Origin of the sequence: Streptomyces rubiginosohelvolus (assembly GCF_014649875.1) — a bacterium.
Taxonomy (GTDB): domain Bacteria; phylum Actinomycetota; class Actinomycetes; order Streptomycetales; family Streptomycetaceae; genus Streptomyces; species Streptomyces rubiginosohelvolus.
On sequence record NZ_BMTW01000019.1, the window covers coordinates 49,129 to 71,034 of the forward strand.

At 71.9% G+C, this 21,906-nt stretch carries 23 protein-coding genes and 1 pseudogene; 15 read left to right on the plus strand and 9 right to left on the minus strand.

The window, feature by feature from the left end; genetic code table 11:
- Positions 1 to 2: 2 nt before the first annotated feature.
- The 8 genes from IE134_RS30080 to IE134_RS30115 all read left to right on the plus strand — a co-directional run bounded on the left by IE134_RS30080 (position 3) and on the right by IE134_RS30115 (position 7,745).
- Positions 3 to 182: a hypothetical protein gene (locus IE134_RS30080; protein ID WP_030719637.1), complete on the plus strand. Its 180-nt coding sequence runs from the start codon at positions 3 to 5 to the stop codon at positions 180 to 182.
- 107 nt (positions 183 to 289) lie between these two features.
- Positions 290 to 832 (plus strand): DUF6630 family protein, encoded by a 543-nt coding sequence (locus IE134_RS30085; protein WP_030719640.1) that lies wholly within the window; start codon positions 290 to 292, stop codon positions 830 to 832.
- Positions 833 to 1,005: 173 nt separating this feature from the next.
- Complete coding sequence (locus IE134_RS30090; RefSeq protein WP_010060665.1) at positions 1,006 to 1,167, plus strand: hypothetical protein; 162 nt, start codon at positions 1,006 to 1,008, stop codon at positions 1,165 to 1,167.
- A gap of 660 nt (positions 1,168 to 1,827) precedes the next feature.
- Positions 1,828 to 3,180, plus strand: a complete 1,353-nt coding sequence (locus IE134_RS30095) for an ABC transporter substrate-binding protein (RefSeq protein ID WP_098017832.1) — start codon at positions 1,828 to 1,830, stop codon at positions 3,178 to 3,180.
- Positions 3,181 to 3,185: 5 nt separating this feature from the next.
- Positions 3,186 to 4,154: a carbohydrate ABC transporter permease gene (locus IE134_RS30100; protein ID WP_189432264.1), complete on the plus strand. Its 969-nt coding sequence runs from the start codon at positions 3,186 to 3,188 to the stop codon at positions 4,152 to 4,154.
- Positions 4,155 to 4,171: 17 nt separating this feature from the next.
- Positions 4,172 to 5,125: a carbohydrate ABC transporter permease gene (locus IE134_RS30105; RefSeq protein ID WP_030719648.1), complete on the plus strand. Its 954-nt coding sequence runs from the start codon at positions 4,172 to 4,174 to the stop codon at positions 5,123 to 5,125.
- Positions 5,126 to 5,292: 167 nt separating this feature from the next.
- Positions 5,293 to 6,894, plus strand: a complete 1,602-nt coding sequence (locus IE134_RS30110) for a glycoside hydrolase family 13 protein (protein WP_189432266.1) — start codon at positions 5,293 to 5,295, stop codon at positions 6,892 to 6,894.
- A gap of 185 nt (positions 6,895 to 7,079) precedes the next feature.
- Positions 7,080 to 7,745, plus strand: coding sequence for a lysophospholipid acyltransferase family protein (locus tag IE134_RS30115; protein ID WP_189432268.1), 666 nt, complete (start codon positions 7,080 to 7,082; stop codon positions 7,743 to 7,745).
- 48 nt (positions 7,746 to 7,793) lie between these two features.
- Here IE134_RS30115 and IE134_RS30120 read toward each other — a convergent pair whose 3' ends face one another.
- Entirely contained in the window at positions 7,794 to 8,378 is a 585-nt protein-coding gene (locus IE134_RS30120; RefSeq protein ID WP_189432270.1) for a DinB family protein, read from the minus strand.
- 258 nt (positions 8,379 to 8,636) lie between these two features.
- Between IE134_RS30120 and IE134_RS30125 the strand changes: the two genes are divergently transcribed.
- Positions 8,637 to 9,425 (plus strand): VOC family protein, encoded by a 789-nt coding sequence (locus IE134_RS30125; protein ID WP_030719660.1) that lies wholly within the window; start codon positions 8,637 to 8,639, stop codon positions 9,423 to 9,425.
- A 16-nt stretch (positions 9,426 to 9,441) separates the two neighbouring features.
- On the opposite strand, the gene IE134_RS30130 is transcribed toward IE134_RS30125, so the two are convergent.
- The 5 genes from IE134_RS30130 to IE134_RS30150 form a co-directional block, all read right to left on the minus strand.
- On the minus strand, positions 9,442 to 10,302 hold the full coding sequence (locus tag IE134_RS30130; RefSeq protein ID WP_189432272.1) for an endo alpha-1,4 polygalactosaminidase: 861 nt from the start codon (positions 10,300 to 10,302) through the stop codon (positions 9,442 to 9,444).
- Positions 10,303 to 10,354: 52 nt separating this feature from the next.
- Positions 10,355 to 11,683 (minus strand): sensor histidine kinase, encoded by a 1,329-nt coding sequence (locus tag IE134_RS30135; protein ID WP_098017843.1) that lies wholly within the window; start codon positions 11,681 to 11,683, stop codon positions 10,355 to 10,357.
- Complete coding sequence (locus tag IE134_RS30140; protein WP_126932654.1) at positions 11,683 to 12,357, minus strand: response regulator transcription factor; 675 nt, start codon at positions 12,355 to 12,357, stop codon at positions 11,683 to 11,685. The genes IE134_RS30135 and IE134_RS30140 overlap by 1 nt, the downstream gene beginning before the upstream one ends.
- A 108-nt stretch (positions 12,358 to 12,465) precedes the next feature.
- Positions 12,466 to 13,536 (minus strand): methyltransferase, encoded by a 1,071-nt coding sequence (locus IE134_RS30145; RefSeq protein ID WP_189432274.1) that lies wholly within the window; start codon positions 13,534 to 13,536, stop codon positions 12,466 to 12,468.
- 31 nt (positions 13,537 to 13,567) lie between these two features.
- Positions 13,568 to 14,509 carry a LysR family transcriptional regulator ArgP gene (locus IE134_RS30150; RefSeq protein WP_189432276.1) on the minus strand — a complete coding sequence of 314 codons (942 nt, stop codon included), beginning with the start codon at positions 14,507 to 14,509 and terminating at the stop codon, positions 13,568 to 13,570.
- 67 nt (positions 14,510 to 14,576) lie between these two features.
- Between IE134_RS30150 and IE134_RS30155 the strand changes: the two genes are divergently transcribed.
- On the plus strand, positions 14,577 to 15,188 hold the full coding sequence (locus IE134_RS30155) for a LysE/ArgO family amino acid transporter (protein WP_126932656.1): 612 nt from the start codon (positions 14,577 to 14,579) through the stop codon (positions 15,186 to 15,188).
- 52 nt (positions 15,189 to 15,240) lie between these two features.
- On the opposite strand, the gene IE134_RS30160 is transcribed toward IE134_RS30155, so the two are convergent.
- On the minus strand, positions 15,241 to 16,191 hold the full coding sequence (locus IE134_RS30160; protein WP_229823771.1) for an NADP-dependent oxidoreductase: 951 nt from the start codon (positions 16,189 to 16,191) through the stop codon (positions 15,241 to 15,243).
- A 69-nt stretch (positions 16,192 to 16,260) separates the two neighbouring features.
- Between IE134_RS30160 and IE134_RS30165 the strand changes: the two genes are divergently transcribed.
- Complete coding sequence (locus IE134_RS30165; protein ID WP_098017848.1) at positions 16,261 to 17,226, plus strand: GlxA family transcriptional regulator; 966 nt, start codon at positions 16,261 to 16,263, stop codon at positions 17,224 to 17,226.
- A gap of 22 nt (positions 17,227 to 17,248) precedes the next feature.
- Here the strand turns inward: IE134_RS30165 and IE134_RS30170 are convergent, their stop codons facing one another.
- On the minus strand, positions 17,249 to 17,887 hold the full coding sequence (locus IE134_RS30170) for a ScbR family autoregulator-binding transcription factor (protein ID WP_030719686.1): 639 nt from the start codon (positions 17,885 to 17,887) through the stop codon (positions 17,249 to 17,251).
- Between the two features lie 217 nt (positions 17,888 to 18,104).
- Between IE134_RS30170 and afsA the strand changes: the two genes are divergently transcribed.
- From afsA to IE134_RS34305, 4 genes and pseudogenes are all read left to right on the plus strand, one after another.
- Positions 18,105 to 18,992 (plus strand): 2-oxo-3-(phosphooxy)propyl 3-oxoalkanoate synthase, encoded by an 888-nt coding sequence (afsA, locus tag IE134_RS30175; RefSeq protein ID WP_275124770.1) that lies wholly within the window; start codon positions 18,105 to 18,107, stop codon positions 18,990 to 18,992.
- 14 nt (positions 18,993 to 19,006) lie between these two features.
- Positions 19,007 to 19,855: an NmrA family NAD(P)-binding protein gene (locus IE134_RS30180; RefSeq protein WP_098017850.1), complete on the plus strand. Its 849-nt coding sequence runs from the start codon at positions 19,007 to 19,009 to the stop codon at positions 19,853 to 19,855.
- Positions 19,856 to 20,048: 193 nt separating this feature from the next.
- Positions 20,049 to 20,759 (plus strand): ScbR family autoregulator-binding transcription factor, encoded by a 711-nt coding sequence (locus IE134_RS30185; protein ID WP_098017853.1) that lies wholly within the window; start codon positions 20,049 to 20,051, stop codon positions 20,757 to 20,759.
- Positions 20,756 to 20,917 (plus strand): annotated as a pseudogene (locus IE134_RS34305) (SAM-dependent methyltransferase); the annotation flags it as partial. The gene IE134_RS30185 and the pseudogene IE134_RS34305, both read left to right, overlap by 4 nt.
- Here the strand turns inward: IE134_RS34305 and IE134_RS30190 are convergent.
- A complete protein-coding gene (locus IE134_RS30190; RefSeq protein WP_032769307.1) occupies positions 20,880 to 21,809 on the minus strand; it encodes a helix-turn-helix domain-containing protein in 930 nt (309 codons plus the stop codon). The pseudogene IE134_RS34305 and the gene IE134_RS30190 overlap by 38 nt on opposite strands.
- Positions 21,810 to 21,906: the final 97 nt, after the last annotated feature.

The window sequence follows — 21,906 nt, forward strand, 5'->3', positions numbered from 1 at the left end:
CGATGCCGAGCTCACCGGAAGAGCCGGCCACGGAGCACCCGGAGATCACGTTCATCGGTTGCGCGCGGTGCGGCACCCTCATCGCGGGCCTCGACGGGCGGTACGCCTGCTCGGGCTGCGGCTGGGTCAACGAGTGGACCGAGGGCCACCGCCCGCTGCCCGAGGCCCGCCGCCGCACCTGAGCCCCTCCGGCGAGCGGCATCACGACCGACGCCACCCCGACCCGACGACCCGACCACACCTCGACCTGACGACCTGGCGGCCGCCCGGCCGCGGAGGAGCCCCTGCCATGCCCCACCCGCACGACGCCGACCCGGTCCGCGCCTCCCTGGCCGGGGTCGCCGCCCTGCTCGCCCCGGCGCACCCCGGCGTCGCCGAGGAGGTGCTCCGCGCCCACGACAGCCCGCACGACTACGTGAGCGCCTTCGCGGACCGGCTGGACGACCGGGGCATCGACGAGCCGTTCGACGGACTCGCCTGGATCGCGCTCGTCGACGCGCTCGCCGCACACGGCCTGCTCGCGGAGTTCGACTGGAAGGAGGACCCCCAGGAGATCCGGGCTCAGCTGCGCAAGCTGGAATCGCGGCCCTCCGTGGACCCATGGGCCCTCTTCGAGGCCGACGCGGCCACCACCCTGCCGACCGACGAGTTCCTGGAAGCCTGCGGCCGCCACTACCGCGAGACCGGTGCGGCTCTGGCCGTCCTCGACATCGAATCCGACTGCTACCCGGTGGTCGGTCTGCGGGCGGCCCGGGCCGACGAGCTGACCGCGCTCGCGGGCCGGGCGGGCTTTCCCGTGCACCACCTCGGCACGGACTCCCGCAGGCCGTGACGGAGATCTCGCCCGCGGCCTCCGGGCCGCTACGGACCGGTGTTCCAGCAGGTGCGGCGGGGTCCGCGCGCCGGAACGGAATCGCGAGCGCCGCCGCCCACCACGTACACTCGCCCCCGCCTCCGCTGACCGGCAGAGGCGTTCCGCATCCGACCGACGGGGAAGCACACCGTATGAGTTCCGCAGACAGCACCGAAGCACCGATCTACGCCGGCCTCGTCGAGGAGCAGGGCGACGTGCCCGCCGAAGTGCGCCGGGTGGCCGAGGAAGTCCTGCGCGAGGCCGACCGCGCCCTCGACTTCGGCACCGTACGAGCGGCCGCCGCAGCCCGATAGCAGCGAGCCGCCGGACCTCCGGTCGCAGCCGCCCGAGGGCGGCCATGTCCATCACGGGACGATAAACGTCCTGCAACTATTGCCATATTCTTGCGTTCGCGACGCGATGGTTTGCTGAAGAACCGTCGCCGGTGGATGTGGGTGAGGCCGCGGCAGCCCGGGCGCCCGTACGACGGGCCCGACACCACCGCGGCCCCCCGGCCACCCGCTGCGATCGCCCCGGCGGCCGTGCTTCGGTGAGCGGTCCACGCACCCGTGTGGAGAGCGCTCCCAGCCGGCCGCCGAGGGGCGGAAATCCGCTCGTCATGCCGCCCGCGCCGCGTCTGCGGGCGGTGCGGGCACCGTGAAGCGCCGCCCGCCGGATAGGGGCCCGCATGTCTCCGGCCCCGTGAACCCCCGGGGCGGCTCCCCGTGACCGCGTCAGAGGCACCTCCGCGCTCACCGCGAACTCACTCCTTGCCCGCCCCCGGCTTGCCCCGGAACCGCCGTCGATCCGACCGTTTCCGTCAGTCGGCGCAGCACCCTACCGGCAGAGGCTGTCAAAGAATTACGAAACCCGCGCGACATCTTGCGGACATTCGTCGGCGGTGGTTGAGTGTGGGTCGCCGCACAGCTCGGGGCTGTCGGCTTCCCGCACTCCTGCCCTAAAGGGGTCCACCGATGAGAAGTTCTGTTCTTCGTCGTACCTGCACCGCCGCCATCGCCACCGCACTGGCCGTCACCGGCCTGGCCGCCTGCAACTCCGAGGGCGACAGCGCGGCGGACGGCAAGACGCGCATCACGGTCAACTGCTGGCCCCAGCCGAGTGCGAAGATCGACCACAAGCGGTTCGACGAGGACGTCAAGACGTTCGAGAAGCAGAACCCCGACATCGACGTCGTCGCGCACGACGCCTTCCCGTGCCAGGACCCCAAGACCTTCGACGCGAAGCTCGCCGGTGGTCAGATGGAAGACGTCTTCTACACGTACTTCACCGACACCGAGCGCGTCGTCTCCATCAACCAGGCCGCCGACATCACCGAGTACGTCAAGGACCTCAAGGCGTACAAGGACATAGCCCAGCCCCTGCGCGACGCCTACACCGTCGACGGCAAGATCTACGGCATCCCGCGCACCAACTACTCCATGGGCCTGCTCTACAGCAAGCCGCTCTTCACCAAGGCCGGGCTCGACCCCAGCAAGCCGCCCACCACCTGGGCAGAGGTCCAGACCGCGGCCAAGAAGATCGCCGCGCTCGGCGACGGGACCGTGGGCTTCGCCGAGTACAGCGCGCAGAACCAGGGCGGCTGGCACTTCACCGCCTCGATCTACTCCCAGGGCGGCGCGGTCGTCAGCGAGGACGGCAAGAAGGCCACGGTCGACACCCCCGAGGGCAAGGCCGTCCTGCAGAATCTCAAGGACATGCGCTGGCGCGACAACTCCATGGGCGCCAAGCAGCTCCTCATCATCAACGACACCCTCCAGATGATGGGCTCCGGCAAGCTCGGCATGTACCTGGCCGCCCCCGACAACGTCCCGCGCATCGTGAAGGAGGCCGGCGGCACGTACGAGGACCTCGCCTTCGCCCCGATGCCCGGCGGCAAGGGCACCCTCATGGGCGGCGACGGCTACATGTTCAACAAGAAGGCCACCCCCGAGCAGATCAAGGCCGGCCTCAAGTGGCTGGAGTGGACCTTCCTCACCCCCGGCCAGGGCTACATGAACAACTACGCCCGCGCCGCCTCGGACAAGTCCCCGGTCGGCCTGCCCGAGCCGCGGCTGTTCACCGGCGCCACCGACGCCAAGGACCAGGAGCTGAAGAAGGCGTCCGCCAACGTGCCGGTCGAGAACTACCAGGCCTTCATCGACGGCGGCCAGCAGCTCGACATGAAGCTGGAGCCCAAGCACGGCCAGCAGATCTACGCGGTCCTCGACGGCGCCGTCTCGGCCGTCCTGACGAAGAAGGACGCGGACATCGACGCCCTGCTCAAGGACGCCCAGTCCAAGATCGACGGAATCCTGGCCCGAGGCTGAACGCCATGAAGACCACCTCCCTCCCCGCAGCGCCCGCGAGAGGGCGGTCCGCCGGTGCGACGCCTCCCCCAGGGGACGCGCGCCCGGCGGGCCGCGGGCCCCGGCCACCGCTGCGCAGGAAGATCGCCGACCAGGCCACCGCGTACGGGTTCCTGATCGGCGGGCTGCTCTGCTTCATCCTGTTCTCGTGGTACCCGGCGGTCCGGTCGGTGATCATCGCGTTCCAGAAGTACACCCCCGGCTCCGACCCCGAGTGGGTCGGCACCGCGAACTTCACCCGGGTCTTCCAGGACCCGGAGTTCACGGCCGCCTGGCGCAACACGCTCACCTTCACCGTGCTCGCCCTGGTCATCGGGTTCGCCATTCCCTTCGTCATGGCGCTCGTCCTCAACGAACTCCGGCACGCCAAGGCGTTCTTCCGGGTCGTCGTCTACCTTCCCGTGATGATCCCGCCGGTCGTCAGCGCCCTGCTGTGGAAGTGGTTCTACGATCCGGGCGCCGGCCTGGCCAACGAGGTGCTCGGCTTCCTCCACCTGCCGACGTCGAACTGGACCAACGGCGCCGACACCGCGCTCGTCTCGCTGGTCATCGTCGCCACCTGGGCCAACATGGGCGGCACCGTCCTCATCTACCTCGCCGCCCTCCAGGGCATACCCGGCGAGCTGTACGAGGCGGCCGAGCTCGACGGCGCGTCCGTCTGGCAGCGCGTCCGGCACGTCACGATCCCGCAGACCCGCTTCATCATCCTGATGCTGATGCTCCTTCAGGTCATCGCGACGATGCAGGTGTTCACCGAACCCTTCGTCATCACCGGCGGCGGCCCGGAGAACTCCACCGTCACCGTGCTCTACCTCATCTACAAGTACGCCTTCCTCTACAACGACTTCGGCGGCGCGTCCGCCCTCACCGTGATGCTCCTCCTGGTGCTCAGCGCGTTCTCCGCCCTGTATCTGCGACTCACCCGCACCGACTGAGAGGAGCGTCGCCCGCCATGACCCAGACAGCTCCGCCCCCGGTGGCCAAGCCGCCCGCCGTCCGCGCCAAGCGCTCCGGCGAGACCCCGGCCGCCCGCTCCGTACGCACCGTCATCTCCCCGCTGGCGCTCGCCGGACGCCGCGGCAAGGTCACGTACTGGTCGGTGTTCACCCTCGTCGTCCTGCTCTTCGCGTTCGCGTTCCTCTTCCCCGTCTACTGGATGGTCACGGGCGCGATGAAACCGCCCGAGGAAGTCGTGCGCACCCCGCCCACCCTCGTCCCCGAGCAGTGGCGGGTGAGCGGCTACACCGACGCCTGGGATCTGATGCGGCTGCCGACCCACCTGTGGAACACGGTCGTCCAGGCGACCGGCGCCTGGGTGCTGCAGATCGTCTTCTGCACCGCCGCCGCCTACGCCCTGTCCAAGCTCAAGCCGGCCTTCGGCAACGTGATCCTCGGCGGCATCCTCGCCACCCTCATGGTGCCGGTGCAGGCCCTCGTCGTACCGAAGTACCTCACCATCGCCGACATGCCGCTGATCCACGTCAACCTGCTGAACGACCCGCTGGCCATCTGGCTGCCGGCCGTCGCGAACGCCTTCAACCTCTATCTGCTCAAACGGTTCTTCGACCAGATCCCGCGCGACGTCCTGGAAGCCGCCGAGATCGACGGGGCCGGCAAGCTGCGCACCCTCTGGTCCATCGTCCTGCCCCTGTCGAGGCCGGTGCTCGGCGTCGTGTCGATCTTCGCGCTGGTCGCCGTGTGGCAGGACTTCCTCTGGCCGCTGATGGTCTTCTCCGACACCGAGAAGCAGCCGATCAGCGTCGCCCTCGTGCAGCTCTCGCAGAACGTCCCGCTGACCGTGCTGATCGGGGCCATGGTCATCGCGAGCATCCCGATGGTCCTGATGTTCCTGGTCTTCCAGCGGCACATCATCGCCGGAATCAGCGCGGGCAGCACCAAGGGCTGACCCACGCCACCCCGGTGGCGCAACCCCCCAGGACCCGCCGCCGTCCCCGGCCTTCCCGCCCCGCTCCGGGGCGGCGGCGTCAGATCCGCCAGCTCCCTCGCTCCTCCCTGTCGCGCGTACCGGCCCACCCCGTCGGCGACCGCGCCCGCCCGAAAGGAACCCGCCTTATGGAAGGCAGCCAGCTCGCCGCCGACGACTGGTGGCGCTCGGCCGTCATTTACCAGGTCTACGTCCGCAGCTTCGCCGACGGCGACGGCGACGGCACCGGCGATCTGGCGGGCGTACGGTCCCGGCTGCTCTACCTGGCCGAACTCGGCGTCGACGCTCTCTGGTTCACCCCCTGGTACCTGTCGCCGATGGCGGACGGCGGATACGACGTCGCCGACTACCGGGCCATCGACCCCGCCTTCGGCAACCTCGCCGAGGCCGAGAAGCTCATCGCCGAAGCCCGCGAGGCCGGCATCCGCACCATCATCGACATCGTCCCCAACCACGTCTCCGACCAGCACGTCTGGTTCAAGGCGGCACTCGCCGCGGGCCCCGGCAGCCCGGAGCGTGAACTCTTCCACTTCCGCCCCGGCCGCGGCGCACACGGCGAACTGCCCCCCAACGACTGGGAGAGCGAGTTCGGCGGGGTGCCCTGGACCCGTGTCGAGGACGGCGAGTGGTACCTCCACCTGTTCGCCACCGAGCAGCCCGACCTCAACTGGGCGCACCCCGCCGTACGCCAGGAACACGAGGACGTCCTGCGCTTCTGGTTCGAGAGAGGCGTCGCGGGGGTGCGCATCGACTCCGCCGCCCTCGTGGCCAAGGACCCGGCCCTCCCCGACCTCGAAGGACACCAGGGGCCCCACCCGTACGTCGACCGCGACGAGCTGCACGACATCTACCGGCTCTGGCGGGCCATCGCCGACGAGTTCGGCGGCATCTTCGTCGGCGAGGTCTGGCTGCCCGACGCGGAGCGCTTCGCCCGCTACCTCCGCCCCGACGAACTGCACACCGCCTTCAACTTCACCTTCCTCAGCTGCCCCTGGGACAGCGGGCTGCTGCGCCGCGCCATCGACGACACCCTCGCCGAACACGCCCCGGTCGGCGCCCCCGCCACCTGGGTCCTCTGCAACCACGACATCACCCGCACCGTCACCCGCTACGGTCGCGAGGACACCGGATTCGCCTTCACGGCCAAGGCGTTCGGCGTCCCCAGCGACCTGGAGCTCGGCACCCGCCGCGCCCGCGCCGCCGCCCTCCTCTCGCTCGCCCTGCCCGGCTCGGTCTACCTCTACCAGGGCGAGGAACTGGGCCTGCCCGAGGCCGACGTACCGCTGGACCGCATCCAGGACCCCATGTACTTCCGCTCCCAGGGGCGGGCCCCCGGCCGCGACGGCTGCCGCACCCCGCTGCCCTGGGCGACCGGGGAACCCTTCGCGGGCTTCGGCTCCACCGTGGAACCCTGGCTTCCGCTGCCCGCCGACTGGCCGTCCCGCGCGGCCGACCTCCAGGAGCGGGACCCCGGCTCCATGCTGGCCCTCTACCGCGAGGCCCTGCGGCAACGGCGCTCCCTGCCCGCCCTGCACACCGAACCGCTGCGCTGGCTGAGCGAGGAGCCCGGCCTCCTCCTGTTCGCGCGGGGCGAGCACCTGATCTGTGCCGTCAACCTCGCCGAGCACCCCGCACAGCTCCCTGCCCACACCGGGATCCTGCTCAGCAGCGGCCCCCTGGACGCCGACGGCCTGCTGCCCCGGGACACGGCGGTGTGGCTGGCCGTCTGAACCGGGGCGCCCCGGCGCGCCCGATGCGAGGGCGATCGCCCCAGGGGGCCTGAGTATCCGCACTCAGGCCCCCGGCCCCGCCCGCCACGACGATGAGGACGTGGCGGGCGAAGCTCGGAAGGGCGGGCCCCGCACCGCACCGCCGTCCACCGGGACGGCCGCGCCCGCCGGACCCAGGGAGAACTGTGCTCAGCCGCATCGCCGCCGCCGTCGTCCCCTCGCTCGGACGCCTCACCGTCACGTCCGACCACGCCACGGCCCCCGCCGCCGGCAGCATCATCGTCGCCAACCACACCTCCCTGGCCGACCCGGGCATCGTCCTCGCCGCACTGCAGCGCCTCGGCGTCGAACCCGTCGTCATGGCCACCGCGGGCCTGTGGCGCATCCCGGTCCTCGGCCATCTCCTGGAGCAGGGCGGCCACGTGCCCGTGCACCGCAACACCCACCGGGCGGCGGACGCCCTCGACGCGGCCGCCGTCGCGCTCAGGGACGGCCGCCATCTGCTCATCTACGGCGAAGGGCGACTGCCCTGCCGCCTGGACGCGGCAGAGGCTCCGCCGGAGAGCTTCCGCAGCGGCCTCGCCCGCCTCGCGCACGCCTCCGGGGCCCCCGTCGTGCCGCTCGGCCAGGCGGGCGCCCGCCGGGTGACCTCGGGCCGGTGCGTCAAACAGATCTCCGGGATCCTCACCGCCCCGGCCCGCCGCCCCCGCCTCCACGTCCACATCGGCTCCCCGCTCCAGCTCCCGCCGGAGGTCGAGACGGCGACCGCCACGGCCCGTGCGGCCGTCACCGCCGCCTGGCGCACCGCCGCGCACCACCTCGGCGAACCCGCGGCACTCACCGGACGCTGAAAGCGCCGCCCGACAGGGCCCGACGTGCTGCGGGTTCAGGGCGGCGGGCTACTTCGCGTCCCGGGCCACCTGCTCCAGGCGCTGCCGGTAGCCCTCCCACCACGCGCGGTCGCCCGGCGGCATGTTGTCGTTGCCGGACCGCAGCCCGACCGACCCGTCGACGAGCTCCCGCACGACGTCTGCGTGCCCGGCATGCCGCTGGAGGTCGGAGATCACATGGACCAGGATCTGGTGCAGCGTCACGCGGCTCCGCTCGTCGGGCCACCACGCCACCCGGCCGACCGCGTCGAGCGGCAGCTCGGCGATCGTCGCGTCCGCGTGCTCCGTCACCCGGCGGTGCAGCGCGAGGATGTCCTCACGGGATTCGTCGGCGGTCGCCCACATGTCCTGGTTCACCTCGGCGTCGTCCTCGAAGGCGGGCACCACCTCGCCGAACGGCCTCCCGAACGTGTCGCCGAAGTAGCCCAGCTCCACCCCGGCGGCATGCTTGACCAGTCCGAGGAGATTCGTGCCCGTCGGCGTCAGAGGACGGCGGACGTCGTACTCCGACAGCCCTTCCAGCTTCCACAACAGGGCATCGCGAGCGGACTGGAGATAGCGCTGGAGGTCGGCCTTCGGCTGCGAAAGGGTCATGCGTGCAGTCTGTCACCGGGCACTGACAACCCACCTTGGCGCTGGCCGGGGCAGCGGCGCGCACCCCGCCCGTCCCGGGGCACCTCCCGGGTGGCGGCGGCGCCCGGGGCGGCGTAGGTATGGAGGCGTGCTGCTCCGAGGACGTACGACACCATGGAGCGTACCGGTCTGTGAACGGCCGGTGACCAGCAGGCCCACCCGGCCGGACCCCCGTCGGCGTCCGCCGGGTCACCACCGGGGGCGAGGAGACGGATCCCGATGACCGAGGCAGAGCAGAGCACCCCGGTGCACGGGATCCCGTGCTGGGTCAGCCTCATGACCCGGGACCTGCGGGCCGCCCAGGACTTCTACGGGACCGTTCTCGGGTGGACCTTCCGCTCCGGCACCCTCGGCGAGGGCTTCTCCGTCGCCCATGTCGACGCCCTGCCCGTCGCCGGCATCGGGCAGATCGCCCCCGGCCTGCCCACGGCCGTCTCCTGGACCCCGTACTTCGCCGTCCCGGACGTCGACACCGCCGCGTCCCGCGTCCGGGAACGGGGCGGCACCATCGCCGTCGGCCCGATCCGGATCGGCCCCGGACGGGGAGCCATGGCCGCCGACCGGGAAGGGGCCGCGTTCGGTTTCTGGGAGGGCCGGACCCCACCCTGGTCGTTCGGCCGCGACAGCGCGCCTGCCTCCCTCGAACTGCGCACGAGCCACGCCTTCGACTGCGCGATCTTCTACGCCGAGGTCTTCGGCTGGGCCTCCGAGGAACCCGGCGGCTGCGAGGTCGGCTACGCCTACCGGCAGGACACGGTCGTCGTCCGGCAGGGCGGCCGCACCGTGGCCACCCTGCGCGGCGGCGGGGACGCGTCGTCCCCCGACCCCCTGCTGCGCCCGCGGTGGCACGTCCGCTTCCAGGTCGAGGACCTGGAAGCGGTCATCGATGCCGCCCGCGCGGCGGGCGGCACGGCCGGCCCGCCGGTGGACTCGCCCGCCGACGGAAGCGAAGCGGTCGTCAGGGACCCCGACGGCGCCGTCTTCACCGTCTGCGCCCACCCGGCGTGACCGTCCCGTAAAGGCCTCAGCAGGTGCGGAACGCGTATCCGGGCCGCCCGGCCGGGACGACGTCGAGATCCCGGCGCACCACCGAGACCTTCGCTCCCACGGACGAGCAGGCCTCGGTGAAGTCACGGTCCGTGTACTCCACGACGAAGACCCTGTTGCCGTACGCGGAGGCGTAATCCGCGCATTCGTCGTAGCGGCCGCACTCCTCGGCGACGGCGAAGTCGAACCCGATCTTCTTCCGCTGCCCCAGCAGGTCCGTGGTGTTCTTCTGGCCGATCGCCAGACCCGCCGTGTGCGCACGGTCGGCCAGGAGCTTCGCGAACGCCGCGTTGTGCGCACGGGTCAGCAGACCGTCGGACCGCTCGTAGGAGTCGAGGTTGTCGGGCTCCACCGCCTGGAACCCGGACGTGGCGCAGCCGCTGATCCATCCGCCGACGATCTTCGCCAGCCGCGTGCGCTTGGCCGCGGTCGAGGTGTCGAGCAGCGCCTCGCCCCAGGCCTCGTCGTTCACCAGGTCGCCGTCGGCGTCGCGCAGCAGCAGATCGGGGTTCTTCTTCTCCCACCAGTCCAGGGCGTCGGGCTGCGTCTGGAAGGCGTTGACGTAACAGACGTTGTAGAGGCCCTTGGCGGGCTTGGCGCCGCGGTCCCGGGAGAGCGCCTTGACCCCGGTGGGCGGGGTGTACGCGCCGCCGATCTGGTAGTCGAAGGCCGCGTTCGCCGTGGGCGGTACGACCTTCGGCGCGGCCTTCGCCGGGGAGCCCGTGGCGGAGGCGTGGGACAGGAGCAGCCCCGCTCCCGTCGCCAGCGCGGCCCCTCCGGCCAGGGCGGCGAGGGTCCGCTTGCGGCGGAGCAGAGGACGGACGGCGTGCTGGGGCATACGGACTCCCGTGCGTGGGCTTCGAACCTTCCCCCGCATCATGGACGGCCGATCATGAGCGAATCGTGAGGGCCGGGCCCCCGCCGCGCCGACGGCCCGGCCGCGACCGGGCGGGTGCGAGCCGCAGCACGAACTCCGCGCCGCCGCCGGGACGGGCCCGGACGGTGAGTTTCCCCCGGTGCACCTCCGCGATGCGCCGCACCAGCGAGAGACCGATCCCCGTGCCCCCGCCCGGCGAGCTGAACCGCTCCATCAGCTCCGGCAGCCGGTCCGGATCCACCCCGGGGCCCCGGTCGGCGACCCACACCTCCGGCCCGCGCACGGTCACCACCAGTTCCGCCCCGTCCGAGGCCCGTCCGTGCCGCACCGCGTTGTCCAGAAGATTGCGCACCGCGACCCGCACCAGAGCGGCGTCGGCTTCGGTCACCGACTCCTCCAGCCGCAACCGAGGGCGGGGCCCGCTCTCCGGCAGCTCCGCGCACACCTCTTCGACGAGCTGGTCCAGCCGCAGCGGCTCCGTCCGTACGGTGTCGACGGCGGCCTCCAGCCGGCCCCGGGCCAGCAGGTTCTCCACGACGTCGGCCATCCGGTCCGCCGCCCGCCGGATCCGGGGCAGGTGGGCGTCGAGAGCACCGCCCGGGGAGCCCGCGGCCACCTCCACCGACCCGCGCATCACGGCGACCGGGGTCCGCAGCTCGTGCGCGGCGTCAGCCAGCAGCCGTTCCTGCTGCTCCAGCGCCTGCCAGGCCGGGCGCATGCTGCGCCCCGAGAGCACGTGCCCCGTCACCGCGGCCAGGGCCGTCAGCGCACCGGCCCCGACGACGAGGGAGAGCACCAGACTGCGGTGCTCGGCCGCGCCGCGCTCCGGATCGCCCACCGCGACGGCCGCGCCCGCCACCTCGTCGGTGGCGTCGTGGTAGAAGGGCACGGCCAGCAGCCGCACCGGTTCTCCCGAGCGGTCGCGCGCACCGGCCCGCACCGGCCCTTCCGCCTCCATCGCCGAACGGGCCATCGCGTCGATCGCCCCGGCCGCCACGGCGAACTGCGCGGTGCGGCCCCGGAACACGGTGACCGGACCACCATCGGGCCGCTTTTCCAGCACCAGGATCTGCGGGGTTCCCGTGGTCGCCTCGTCGTCCTGGAGGCCGTCCAGCCGGATCCGGTCGTCCTCGTAATAGACGAGCGAGGCGGCGACGGAGGCCCGGCGGCGCATCTCGTCGTACTCCGCGTCCTCCCTCGCCCGGTCGTCGGTACGGATCACCACCCAGGACAGGCACGCCAGCCCGACGACGGTGATCAGCGTGTACGCCGCGGTCAGCCGCAGCTGCAGCCGGCGCAGCCTTCTCCTGGCCGGGGAGCGCCGCCGCGTGGATCTCGCCATCAGCAGGGCCCCGGCTCCGCCGACAGCAGGAACCCCCGGCCGCGCACGGTGTGCACCAGACCCGGGGAGCCCAGCTTGCGCCGCAGGCCCGCGACGACGGCGTCCACCACGTTGGAGACCGGGTCGGCCATCTCGTCCCAGCAGTGCTCCAGCAGGCCGGTGCGGGTGACGACGGTGTCCCGGTGCACGAGGAGCTGCTGGAGCACGGCGTACTCCTTCGGGCTCAGCGACAGCAGCACGCCGCCGCGCCGCACCTCGTGCCGTGATACGTCCATGACCACGTCCGCGCAGGTCAGGAAGGTGGGAAGCCGGTCCGGGGCCCGCCGGCTCAGGCCGCGCACGCGCAGGACGAGCTCGCGCATCGCGAACGGCTTGGCGAGATAGTCGTCCGCCCCGCTCTCCAGCCCCCGCACCCGCTCGTCCAGCGAATCCAGGGCGGTCAGGCAGAGCACGGGCACCGACCAGCCGGTCCGGCGTCTGCCTTCCAGCGGGGCGAGGGTGTCGCCGGAGGGCACCATCCGGTCCAGCACCACACAGTCGTACGCGGTGAGGTGCAGAGCGACGTCCGCCTCCGGCCAGTCGGCGGCGCAGTCCACGGCGAAGCCCCCGTCGCGCAGCCCGGCCGCGATCACCTCCCGCAGATCGTCGTCGTCCTCCACCAGCAGCACACGCACGGGGAGAACACCTCTGCATCCTGGTCCGGGAAGGCCCCTCGCCCGGGGAGCGGAGGGGAGGGGTCCGCCATCCTAGGCCGTTCCGCGCACCGGTGCCGAGGCGGCCCGTCAGGCCGGTGATGCCTCGATGATCTGGAAGATGTTGGGCGCGGGCAGCGGCGTCACGCCGCGCAGGACGAAGCCGCCCGCCGTGCACAGAGAGGCGAAATCGTCCGCGGTCCGTTCCCTGCCGCCGACGTTGACCAGCATGTTGAGGTCGCTGAGGTAGACACCTCCCGGCGGGTCCGCCGGCACGGTGGCGGGCAGTACCGGTTCGACGATCAGGAGCGAGCCGTGGGCGGGGATGACGTCCCGGATACGCCGCAGGATGGCCGCGCACCTCTCGTCGTCCCAGTCGTGGATGATGCTCTTCAGCAGATAGAGGTCGCCGCCGGCCGGGGCCGAGGCGAAGAAGTCGCCGGTCTCCAGGGCGACGCGCTCGGTCAGGCCTTCGTCGGCCAGCCGCCGGGGCGCCTGCGCGAGCCCCTCGGCCGTGTCGAACAGAATGCCCCGGAGCTTCGGATGCTCCCGCAGGATCGAGGCCAGCAGGGTGCCGTCGCCGCCGCCGATGTCCACCAGGGTGCTGAAGCGCCCGAAGTCGTAGTGGTGCGGCACGGTGTCGGCGGTCAGCCGGGTGCCCTGGCTCATCGCCTCGTTGAACGCGGCGGACAGCTCGGGGTGCTCCTTCAGATGGCCGAAGAAGTCGGTCCCGAACACCGTCTCGAACGTGGTCCCGCCCGAGCGGACGCTCTCGTCGAGCAGGTCCCAGCCCCGCAGCATGACCGGATCGGTGAACATCCGGGCCATCGCGGCCATCGAGCCGGCCGTGTCGGTCCGCAGGAAGTCGCCCGCCGCGGTGGTCCGGAAGAGGCCCGGTTCCGTCTCGGACAGCAGCTGGAGTCCGGCCAGGGCGCGCAGCAGACGCAGCGTCGCCTGCGGATGGGTGCCGAGGGATTCGGCGAGCGCGTCGGCGCTCAGTTCACCGGGGCCGATCCGGTCGAAGACGTCGAACCGCACGGCTGTGCCCAGCGCCTGGGTGGCCATCTGGCCGAGCACGAGCCGGGACAACGCCCCGCGCGCCTGCCAATCCACCGGCGCTTCCCGGCCGTTGCGGGTCGCCTGATCCTGACCATCCGTCATGTTCCGCACCTCCCTGTTGGGTTAGGTAAACCTAACTTCGAAGGGATCGAGGGGCAATCGGCCGTCCGCCCGCGAGCGTGTCGGCGGCCTCCGCAGCCACCGCCTCGGCCACGGTCGCCAGGGCGGGTGAGTCCAGCTTCCACTGCTGCCAGTGCAGCGGTACGTCCACGGTGCGGTCCGGGACGAGCAGCGCCAGCCGGCCGTCGCGCAGCAACGGCTCCGCCTGGACGTCGGGCACCATGCCCCAGCCCATGCCCGCCGCCACGGCGCTCGCGAACCCCTCCGAGCTGGGCACCAGATGGCGCCGGGAGCTCGCCCGGGCCCCGGGGACGAGCCGGCGTACGAACGAGTCCTGCAGGTCGTCGCGCCGGTCGAAGCTGACCACCGGGGCGTCCTCGATCAGCTCGCGCACATCGGCGCCCGTCCGCCTCCCCAGCCACCGGTCGGCGAAAGCGGGTTCGGCCACCGGCAGATACCGCATCCGGCCGAGCCTGCGCACCGAGCACCCCGTCACCGCCTGCGGCGACGAGGTCACCGCGGCCATCACCAGCCCCTCCCGCAGCAGGGCGGCCGTGTGGTCCTGGTCCTCCCGGTGCAGTTCGTAGGCGAGGTCGAGATCCTGCGGAACGCGCCGCAGGGCGGGCAGGAACCAGGTCGCCAGGGAGTCGGAGTTCACCGCGATCGACAGGAGCGTCGGCTCGCCGGGCCCGGACATCCCGAGCGCCGTCCGCGCGTCGCGCTCCAGCCGGGCCAGCTGGCGGGCGAAGCGCACCACGACCTCACCGGACTCGGTGGGCCGCACCGGTTTCGTGCGCATCAGCAGCACCCGGCCCGTGCGCTGCTCCAGTGCCTTCACCCGCTGGCTGACCGCCGACGGTGTCAGCCGCAGGACGTTCGCCGCCGCGTCGAAGGTGCCTTCGTCGACCACGGCCAGCAGCGTGCGCACCTGATCGAGAGGAAGCTCGGACATCATGGATGCTAATGATACGTAAGAATCTTTAGCTGGACGCCACAACTCTGTGCTCCGTAGCGTCGGCCGCATGACGAACGCCCTGACCACCGCAGCCACCGGATTCGGCACCGGCCTCTCCCTCATCGTCGCCATCGGCGCCCAGAACGCCCTGGTGCTGCGCCAAGGGGTCCGCCGGGACGGCGTGCTCGCGGTGGTCGGCATCTGCGCCCTGTCCGACGCGGTGCTCATCACGCTGGGGGTCGCCGGGGTCGGCGCGGTCGTCGTCGCCTGGCCCTCGGCGCTGACCGTCGTGGGCCTGCTCGGCGGCCTGTTCCTGATCGGCTACGGGCTGCTCGCCGCCCGCCGCGTACTGCGCCCGTCCGCCCTGCACGCGGGGGACGCACCGGCCGCGTCGCGCCGGGGCGTCGTGCTGACCTGCCTGGCGATGACCTGGCTCAACCCGCACGTGTACCTCGACACCGTGTTCCTGCTGGGGTCCGTCGCCGCCGACCAGGGATCCCTGCGCTGGACCTTCGGCCTCGGCGCGGTCCTCGCCAGCCTGTGCTGGTTCGCGGCGCTCGGCTACGGAGCCCGGCTGCTGAGCGGAGTCCTCGCACGGCCCTCCGCGTGGCGGGTGCTGGACGGCCTGGTCGCCGTCATGATGATCGGCCTCGGCACGAAACTGGCGCTGGGCGCCTGAACACCCGGCCGCCCGTTCCGTACGCGGAGCGGGCGGCCGGGCGGGCCGCGTCCTACGACACGACGAGGACGAGCTTGCCGGTCGTGCGGCCCGTCTCGCCCAGCGCGTGCGCCTTCGCCGCCTCGGCCAGCGGGAAGGCCGCCTCGACATGGGCGCGCAGCTCTCCGGCCCGGACCAGATCGGCGATGGCCGTCATGCCCGCGTGATCGGCCTCGACCAGCAGGTTCTCCACCCGGATCTCCCGCGCGGCGGCCTTCGCCGCCTCCGCCGGGTCGCCGCCCGGCAGCAGTGACACGAGCGTGCCTCCCGGGCGCAGGACATCGAGCGAACGCGCCCGTGTCTCGCCCGAGAGCGGGTCGAGCACCATGTCGACATCGCTCACCGCGTCCCCGAAGTCCACGGTGCGGTAGTCGATGACCTCGTCCGCCCCGAGCCCGCGCACGAAGTCGTGCTTGGCGGCGCTCGCGGTGCCGATGACGTACGCCCCCAGCGACTTGGCGATCTGTACGGCGAGGTGGCCGACCCCGCCGGCGGCCGCGTGGATCAGCACCCGCTGCCCGGGGCGCACGTCCGCCGTGTCGACGAGCGCCTGGCGGGCGGTGAGCGCGGCGAGCGGGAGGGCGGCCGCCTGGACGTGGTCGACGCCCTCGGGCTTGTGGGCGAAGGCGCGGGCCGGGCCGACCGTGAACTCGGCGTGGGAGCCGACGCCGTACGGGTAGGGCAGCATCCCGAACACCTCGTCGCCCGGCTTGAAGAGGGTCACCCCGAAGCCCACCGACTCGACGACCCCGGAGACGTCCCAGCCCAGGACGAGCGGCAGCCGGTCCAGGAACATCGCCTGGCCCCGGTGCTTCCAGTCCGTGGGGTTCACTCCGGCCGCCCGGACGGCGACCACGATCTGGCTCGGCCCCGCCACCGGCCGGGGAAGCCGGACCTCCTCCAGCACCTCGGGACCTCCGTAGACGCTCTGGCTGATGGCGCGCATGCTCTCGTTCTTCGTCATGCGTCCAGCCTCACGCCTGTCCGCCGGGCGTACCATGGCATGATTGCCATCTTTCGACAGGATCGTGCCATGGGAAACGTGCACCGCGTCGTCGTACTCGCCCTGGACGGGGTGTATCCGTTCGAGCTCGGCATCCCGAGCCGTGTCCTCGGCGCGGCCGACGGCCGCTACTCCGTCATGACCTGCACGGTGGACGGGCGGCCCGTGCGCACCAACGCCGACTTCTCGGTCACCGTCGATCACGGCCCGGAGGTCCTGGCGACGGCGGACACCCTCGTCATCCCGCCCTTCGACACCTCCCTCCTCACCCGGGAGGCGCCCGCGCACGCCGTCGCGGCGCTCGCCGCCGTACGCCCCGGCACCCGCATCGTGTCCATCTGCACCGGCGCCTTCCTCCTCGCCTCCGCCGGACTGCTGGACGGCCGCCGGGCCACCACCCACTGGGCGCTCGCCGAGCTCTTCCGCTCCTGGTACCCCCAGGTGCGGCTGGATCCGGACGTCCTCTTCGTCCACGACGGGGACGTGCTGACGTCGGCCGGCGCGGCGTCCGGGGTCGACGTCTGCCTGCACCTCGTCCGCGCGGACCACGGCAGCGAGGTCGCCAACCGGGTCGCCCGGCTCTGCGTCGTACCGCCGTGGCGCGACGGGGGACAGGCCCAGTACATCGAGCAGCCCGTGCCCGCTGCGGAGGCGAACGGCACCGCCGCGACCCGCGACTGGGCGCTGCGGAACCTCGACGAACCGCTGAGCCTGGCAAGCCTCGCCGACCATGCCCGGATGAGTCTGCGCACCTTCGTCCGGCGCTTCAACGAGGAGGTCGGCATGAGCCCGGGCCGCTGGATCGTCCAGCAGCGGGTCGACCGGGCCCGGCATCTCCTGGAGTCCACGGACCTGGCGGTGGACGAGATCGCCGGCCGGGTCGGCTTCGCCACCGGAGCGTCGCTGCGCCAGCATCTGCACGCCGCCATCGGCGTCACTCCACTGGCCTACCGGCGTACGTTCCGCGGCGCGGTCCTCGCGGCGGGGCAGTCATAGAGGTCACAGGGCCCCGGCCGGTTCAGTCCTGCGGGTCCAGGCGGCTGAGGCGTTCGGCGCGCGCGGGGGTCAGATCGAGGGCGGTGAGGATGGAGGGCGCGGCGATGCTGGGGAGTATGTGCTGCTGCAGCGTGATGTGGCGGCGCTGCAGATCCTGGTAGTTGGTGAGAGTCTGGGATACGGCCTGGGTGCCCGTGAAGGCGGCCACGTACAGGTCCGCCGTCTCGGTGGGGTTGACGTGGGGGAGCAGCTCACCGTTGTGTTTGGCCTGCGCGAGGAGGTGGTGGGTGGCTTCCTGCCAGCGGAGGAACGGGCCGCTGCGGTCGAGGCCCTGCGCCTGCTGGTCCATGGACAGGCGCACGCCCGCCCGGGCGAGGAGACTGGTCTGCAGGCGGTGGCTGAACAGCATCCCCAGATCGATGAGTTCCTGGAGCTTGAGGGAGTGCTCCGGAACGGTCTGCGGCGGCTCCTGGGCGTCGAGAACACCGAGCGCGAGATCTTCCTTGGACGGAAAATGAAAGTAGAGAGCGCCTTTCGTGACGTCGGCGCTTTTCAGTATTTCGGTAATCGTCGCGGCTTGATAACCGTATTTCTCGAAAGCCTGCGCCGCTGCCATCAGGATTGCCTGGCGGGTGCGTATCGCCCGGTCCTGCTTGGCCATCCTGTCTCCTTTGCTGGGCCGGATGGCCCGGGAAACGGCCGGGACGGTGTGGGGAGGGGCGACCCTGCCGGGGATAGAAAAAAAACCGCTGAGTCTGTATCTTATCAGCGCACGTGCATCGCAGGAACGGCTCGCCATCACATGACCCCTGGGGGGAGTTATGCCCGAAGCAGCAGCCCTGATCGACTCGGTGCCGGCAATGGATTCGGAGGCCGACATGGTGCATCCCGTGGGGATCGACATGGTGCACCGGACCAGGCCGGAGGACGCCTTTCCGCGTAACTGGGTGCGCCTGGCGCACGATCGGTTCGCGGTGGCGGCCGTCCTGCCGCACGATCACCCGTTCTTCGCTCCGGTCGGCGGCGACCGGCACGACCCGCTGCTGGTCGCCGAAGCGATGCGCCAGGCGGCCATGCTCGCCTTCCACGCCGGCTACGGCGTTCCGCTCGGCTACCACTTCCTGATGGCGGACCTCGACTACATATGCCACCAGGACCACTTGGGCGTCGGCGGAGCCCCCACCGAGATAGACGTCGAGGTGTTCTGCTCCGACCTGAAGTGGCGGAGCGGACTGCCCGCGCAGGGGCGCGTGGGCTGGGCGGTGCACCGGGACGGGGAGTTGGCGGCCACGGGGATGGGCGCGACCCGCTTCACCAGCCCCAAGGTGTACCGGCGGATGCGCGGCGACGCCCCCGCCGAGGGGATATCGATACCGGAGGCGGCACCGGTCGCGGCCGCCCGCGCCGGCCGGAGCAGGACCGAGGACGTGGTCCTGTCGGACACCGGCCGCGAAGGCGTCTGGGAGCTGCGGGTGGACACCCGGCACCCGACGCTGTTCCAGCGCCCCAACGACCATGTCCCGGGCATGCTGCTGCTGGAGGCGGCCCGTCAGGCGGCCTGCCTCGCCGCAGGCCCCGGCGGCATCGTTCCGGCGGAGGCGAGCACCCGGTTCCACCGGTACGCCGAGTTCGGCAGCCCGTGCTGGATCAGCGCGGTGATCCAGCCGGAGGAGTCCGATGACACGGTGACGGTCCGGGTGACAGGCCGTCAGGACGACCAACCGGTCTTCTCCACACTCCTGTCCGGCCCGCGGGCCGACGGCTGAGAGGTTCCACGCCAGTGATTCTCGTGACGGGTGCGACCGGAGCGGTGGGCCGCGAGGTCGCCGGACTGCTGGCGGCTGCCGGCCCCGTACGGATTCTCGCGCGCCGTCCGGAGCGTCTGACGGTACGAGGGGACGGGGTCGAGGTCGTCGAGGGGGCGTACGGGGACCGCCCCGCCCTCGATCGGGCCCTTGAGGGCGTCAGTTCGGTGTTCCTCGTGACGAACAGCCCCACGGAACCCGACGACGAGCGGGTCGCCGGGGCAGCCGCCGCGGCGGGCGTACGCCATCTGGTCAAGCTCTCCATGATGGCCGTGGAGGAGCCGGGCGCCGACGACTTCATCACCCGGTGGCAGCGGCGGAACGAAGAGACGATCAGGGCGTCGGGGGTTCCGTGGACGTTCGTCCGCCCCAGGACGTTCATGTCCAACACGCTGTCCTGGGCGCCCGGTATCCGCTCGGCGGGCGTGGTGCGCGCCCTGTACGGCGACGCCCCGGTCGCGTGTGTCGACCCCCGTGACGTCGCCGCGGTGGCCGTCGCCGTACTCACCGGTGCGGGCCACGAGGGCAGGACGTACGCCGTCTCGGGCCCGGAGGCGATCACCGCGCGGGAGCAGACGGCTCAGCTCTCCCGGGTGCTGGGGCGGCCGCTGCGCTTCGAGGAACTGAGCCTGGACGCCGCACGCGCGGCCCTGCTGGCGAAGTACCCGAGGCCCGCCGCGGAAGCCTTTCTGGAGAGCGCGGAGCGACAGCGTGCGGGCGCGAAGGCGGCCGTTGTGCCCACCGTCGAGGAGTTGACGGGATGTCAGGCCCGGCCCTACCGAACCTGGGCGGCCGACCACGCGGACGCGTTCGCGGCCGAATGAGGTCACGGCCCGGGACGGCTGAGGCGCGTCAACGCCCCGCCGGACCACGGGAACGTCCGGTCGCACACATTCCCCCATCCCGGTCTGTTTCCCAGCCCCGCAGGGCGGATATGGCCGAAAAAAGGGCCCGGGATCCTCTGGTGCGATCTTCCGTTCCCTGGAAATGAAACCGGTAAGTTGGTTTGATAACTCCATGACCAAACAGGAGCGCGCCACCCGGACCCGCCAGGCGCTCATCCGCTCCGCCGCCGTCGTCTTCGAACAGCACGGCTATGCCCAGGCACGGCTGGTGCTGATCAGCTCCGGCGCGGGCGTCAGCACGGGCGCGCTGCACTTCCACTTCGAGAACAAGGCCGCGGTCGCGGAAGCCGTGGTGGCGGAGGCGTCCCGAGGGCTGCGGGACATGTCCGCCGTGATCCGGCGCAGGACGGACACCGCCCTGCAGGCACTCGTCGACACCTCGCACGCCCTCGCGGAACGGCTGCGCGGGGACCCGGTGAGCCGGGCCGGATTCCGGCTGAGCTGCGACGGTGAGCGGGCAGCCGCCCCCGACCTGCGGATGGAGTGGCACCACCGCGTGCGGGAACTGCTGGACGAGGCGGCCGCCGCCGGAACACTCGCCGACGACATCACCCGCGAGGACGCGGCAGCCGCGACCGTCGCCGTGACGGCCGGATTCGAGGTGCTCGGCCGCCACGACGCCGAGTGGCTGTCCCCGTACCGGCTCACCGGTTTCTGGCAGCTGCTGCTGCCCCGGCTCGCCACCCCGGAGACGCTCGTACGCGTGGACCCGTCCGGCACGGCCACGGTGCCACCGGCCAGAGGACCCGCGCTCGCGGGACGTGTCGTGGGCGAGGCGGACGTACCGGCGGAGGCGACAGCGGGGGCGGCCGAGGCCAACTGACCTCCGACCCCACCCTGCGCTTCCGTGAACGTCAGGAGGCCGAGGTGGAGCCGAGGGCAGCCGGATGCGTCGTGCGCGAGGTGCGCGACGCACCCGACCGGCCGGGCCGGGAGTTCGTGTTCATCGCTCGTCGGCCGGACCCCGCCGGGCACCACTGATCACGTCCGCCCCGGCGGCGTCGGATCCCCAGCTCGCCAGCAGGCGCAGGGCCTGGGCCGACTCCGAACCCGGCTCCGCGTGATAGGTCACCAGATGCTGTTCCTCGTCGTCCGGGAGGTTCAGCGTCTCGTACGACAGAGTCAGGTCCCCGGCGAGCGGGTGCCGCACCAGCTTGACGCCGTGACCCTTCTCCTTGACGTTGTGCGTGGCCCACAGCCGCCGGAACTCATCGCTCTTGACCGAGAGTTCACCGACCAGCGCCGACAGCTCCGGATCGTCGGGGTGGCAGCCCGCGTACAGCCGCAGATAGCTGACCATGTCCGAGGCCTTGGAGTCCCAGTTGACGAACAGGTCCCGGTAGCCGGGGGAGAGGAACACCAGGCGCGCCCAGTTCCGCTCGCCCGGCGGCAGCGCCCCCCAGTCGCCGAACACCGCGGCCGCCATCGCATTCCAGGCCAGGATGTCCGAGCGCGCCCCGGTCACGTACGCGGGGATGCCGTCCATGTTGTCGAGGAGATACAGCAGCCCGGTCCGCACCCGTTGCACCCGGGCCGGGCGGCGCTTCTTCTTGTGCCGCGCCGGCCTCGCCAGATGGGTCAGATGCGCGTGCTCGGCGTCGGTGAGCCGCAGCGCACGCGCGATCGCGTCCAGCACCTCGGCCGACACGTTGCGCCCGTTGCCCTGCTCCAGGCGCGTGTAGTACGCCACGGAGACCCCGGCCAGCTGCGCCAGCTCCTCCCGGCGCAGACCGGGCACCCGGCGGTGCCTGCCGAAGTCCGGCAGCCCCACGTCCTGCGGCTGGAGCTTCGCCCTCCGGGTACGCAGGAACTCACTGAGTTCGGCCCGCCGGTCCAGCGGCTCGGGAGCGGCGGCCTCCGGCTGATCGTCCATGCCCTCCATTATTCCTGGCGATCCTGGTCGTAGGCGCCCGAGCCTGTCCCCGTCAGTAGTAGGACCGCTGGACGTAGGCAGAACGGTGACCTGGGTA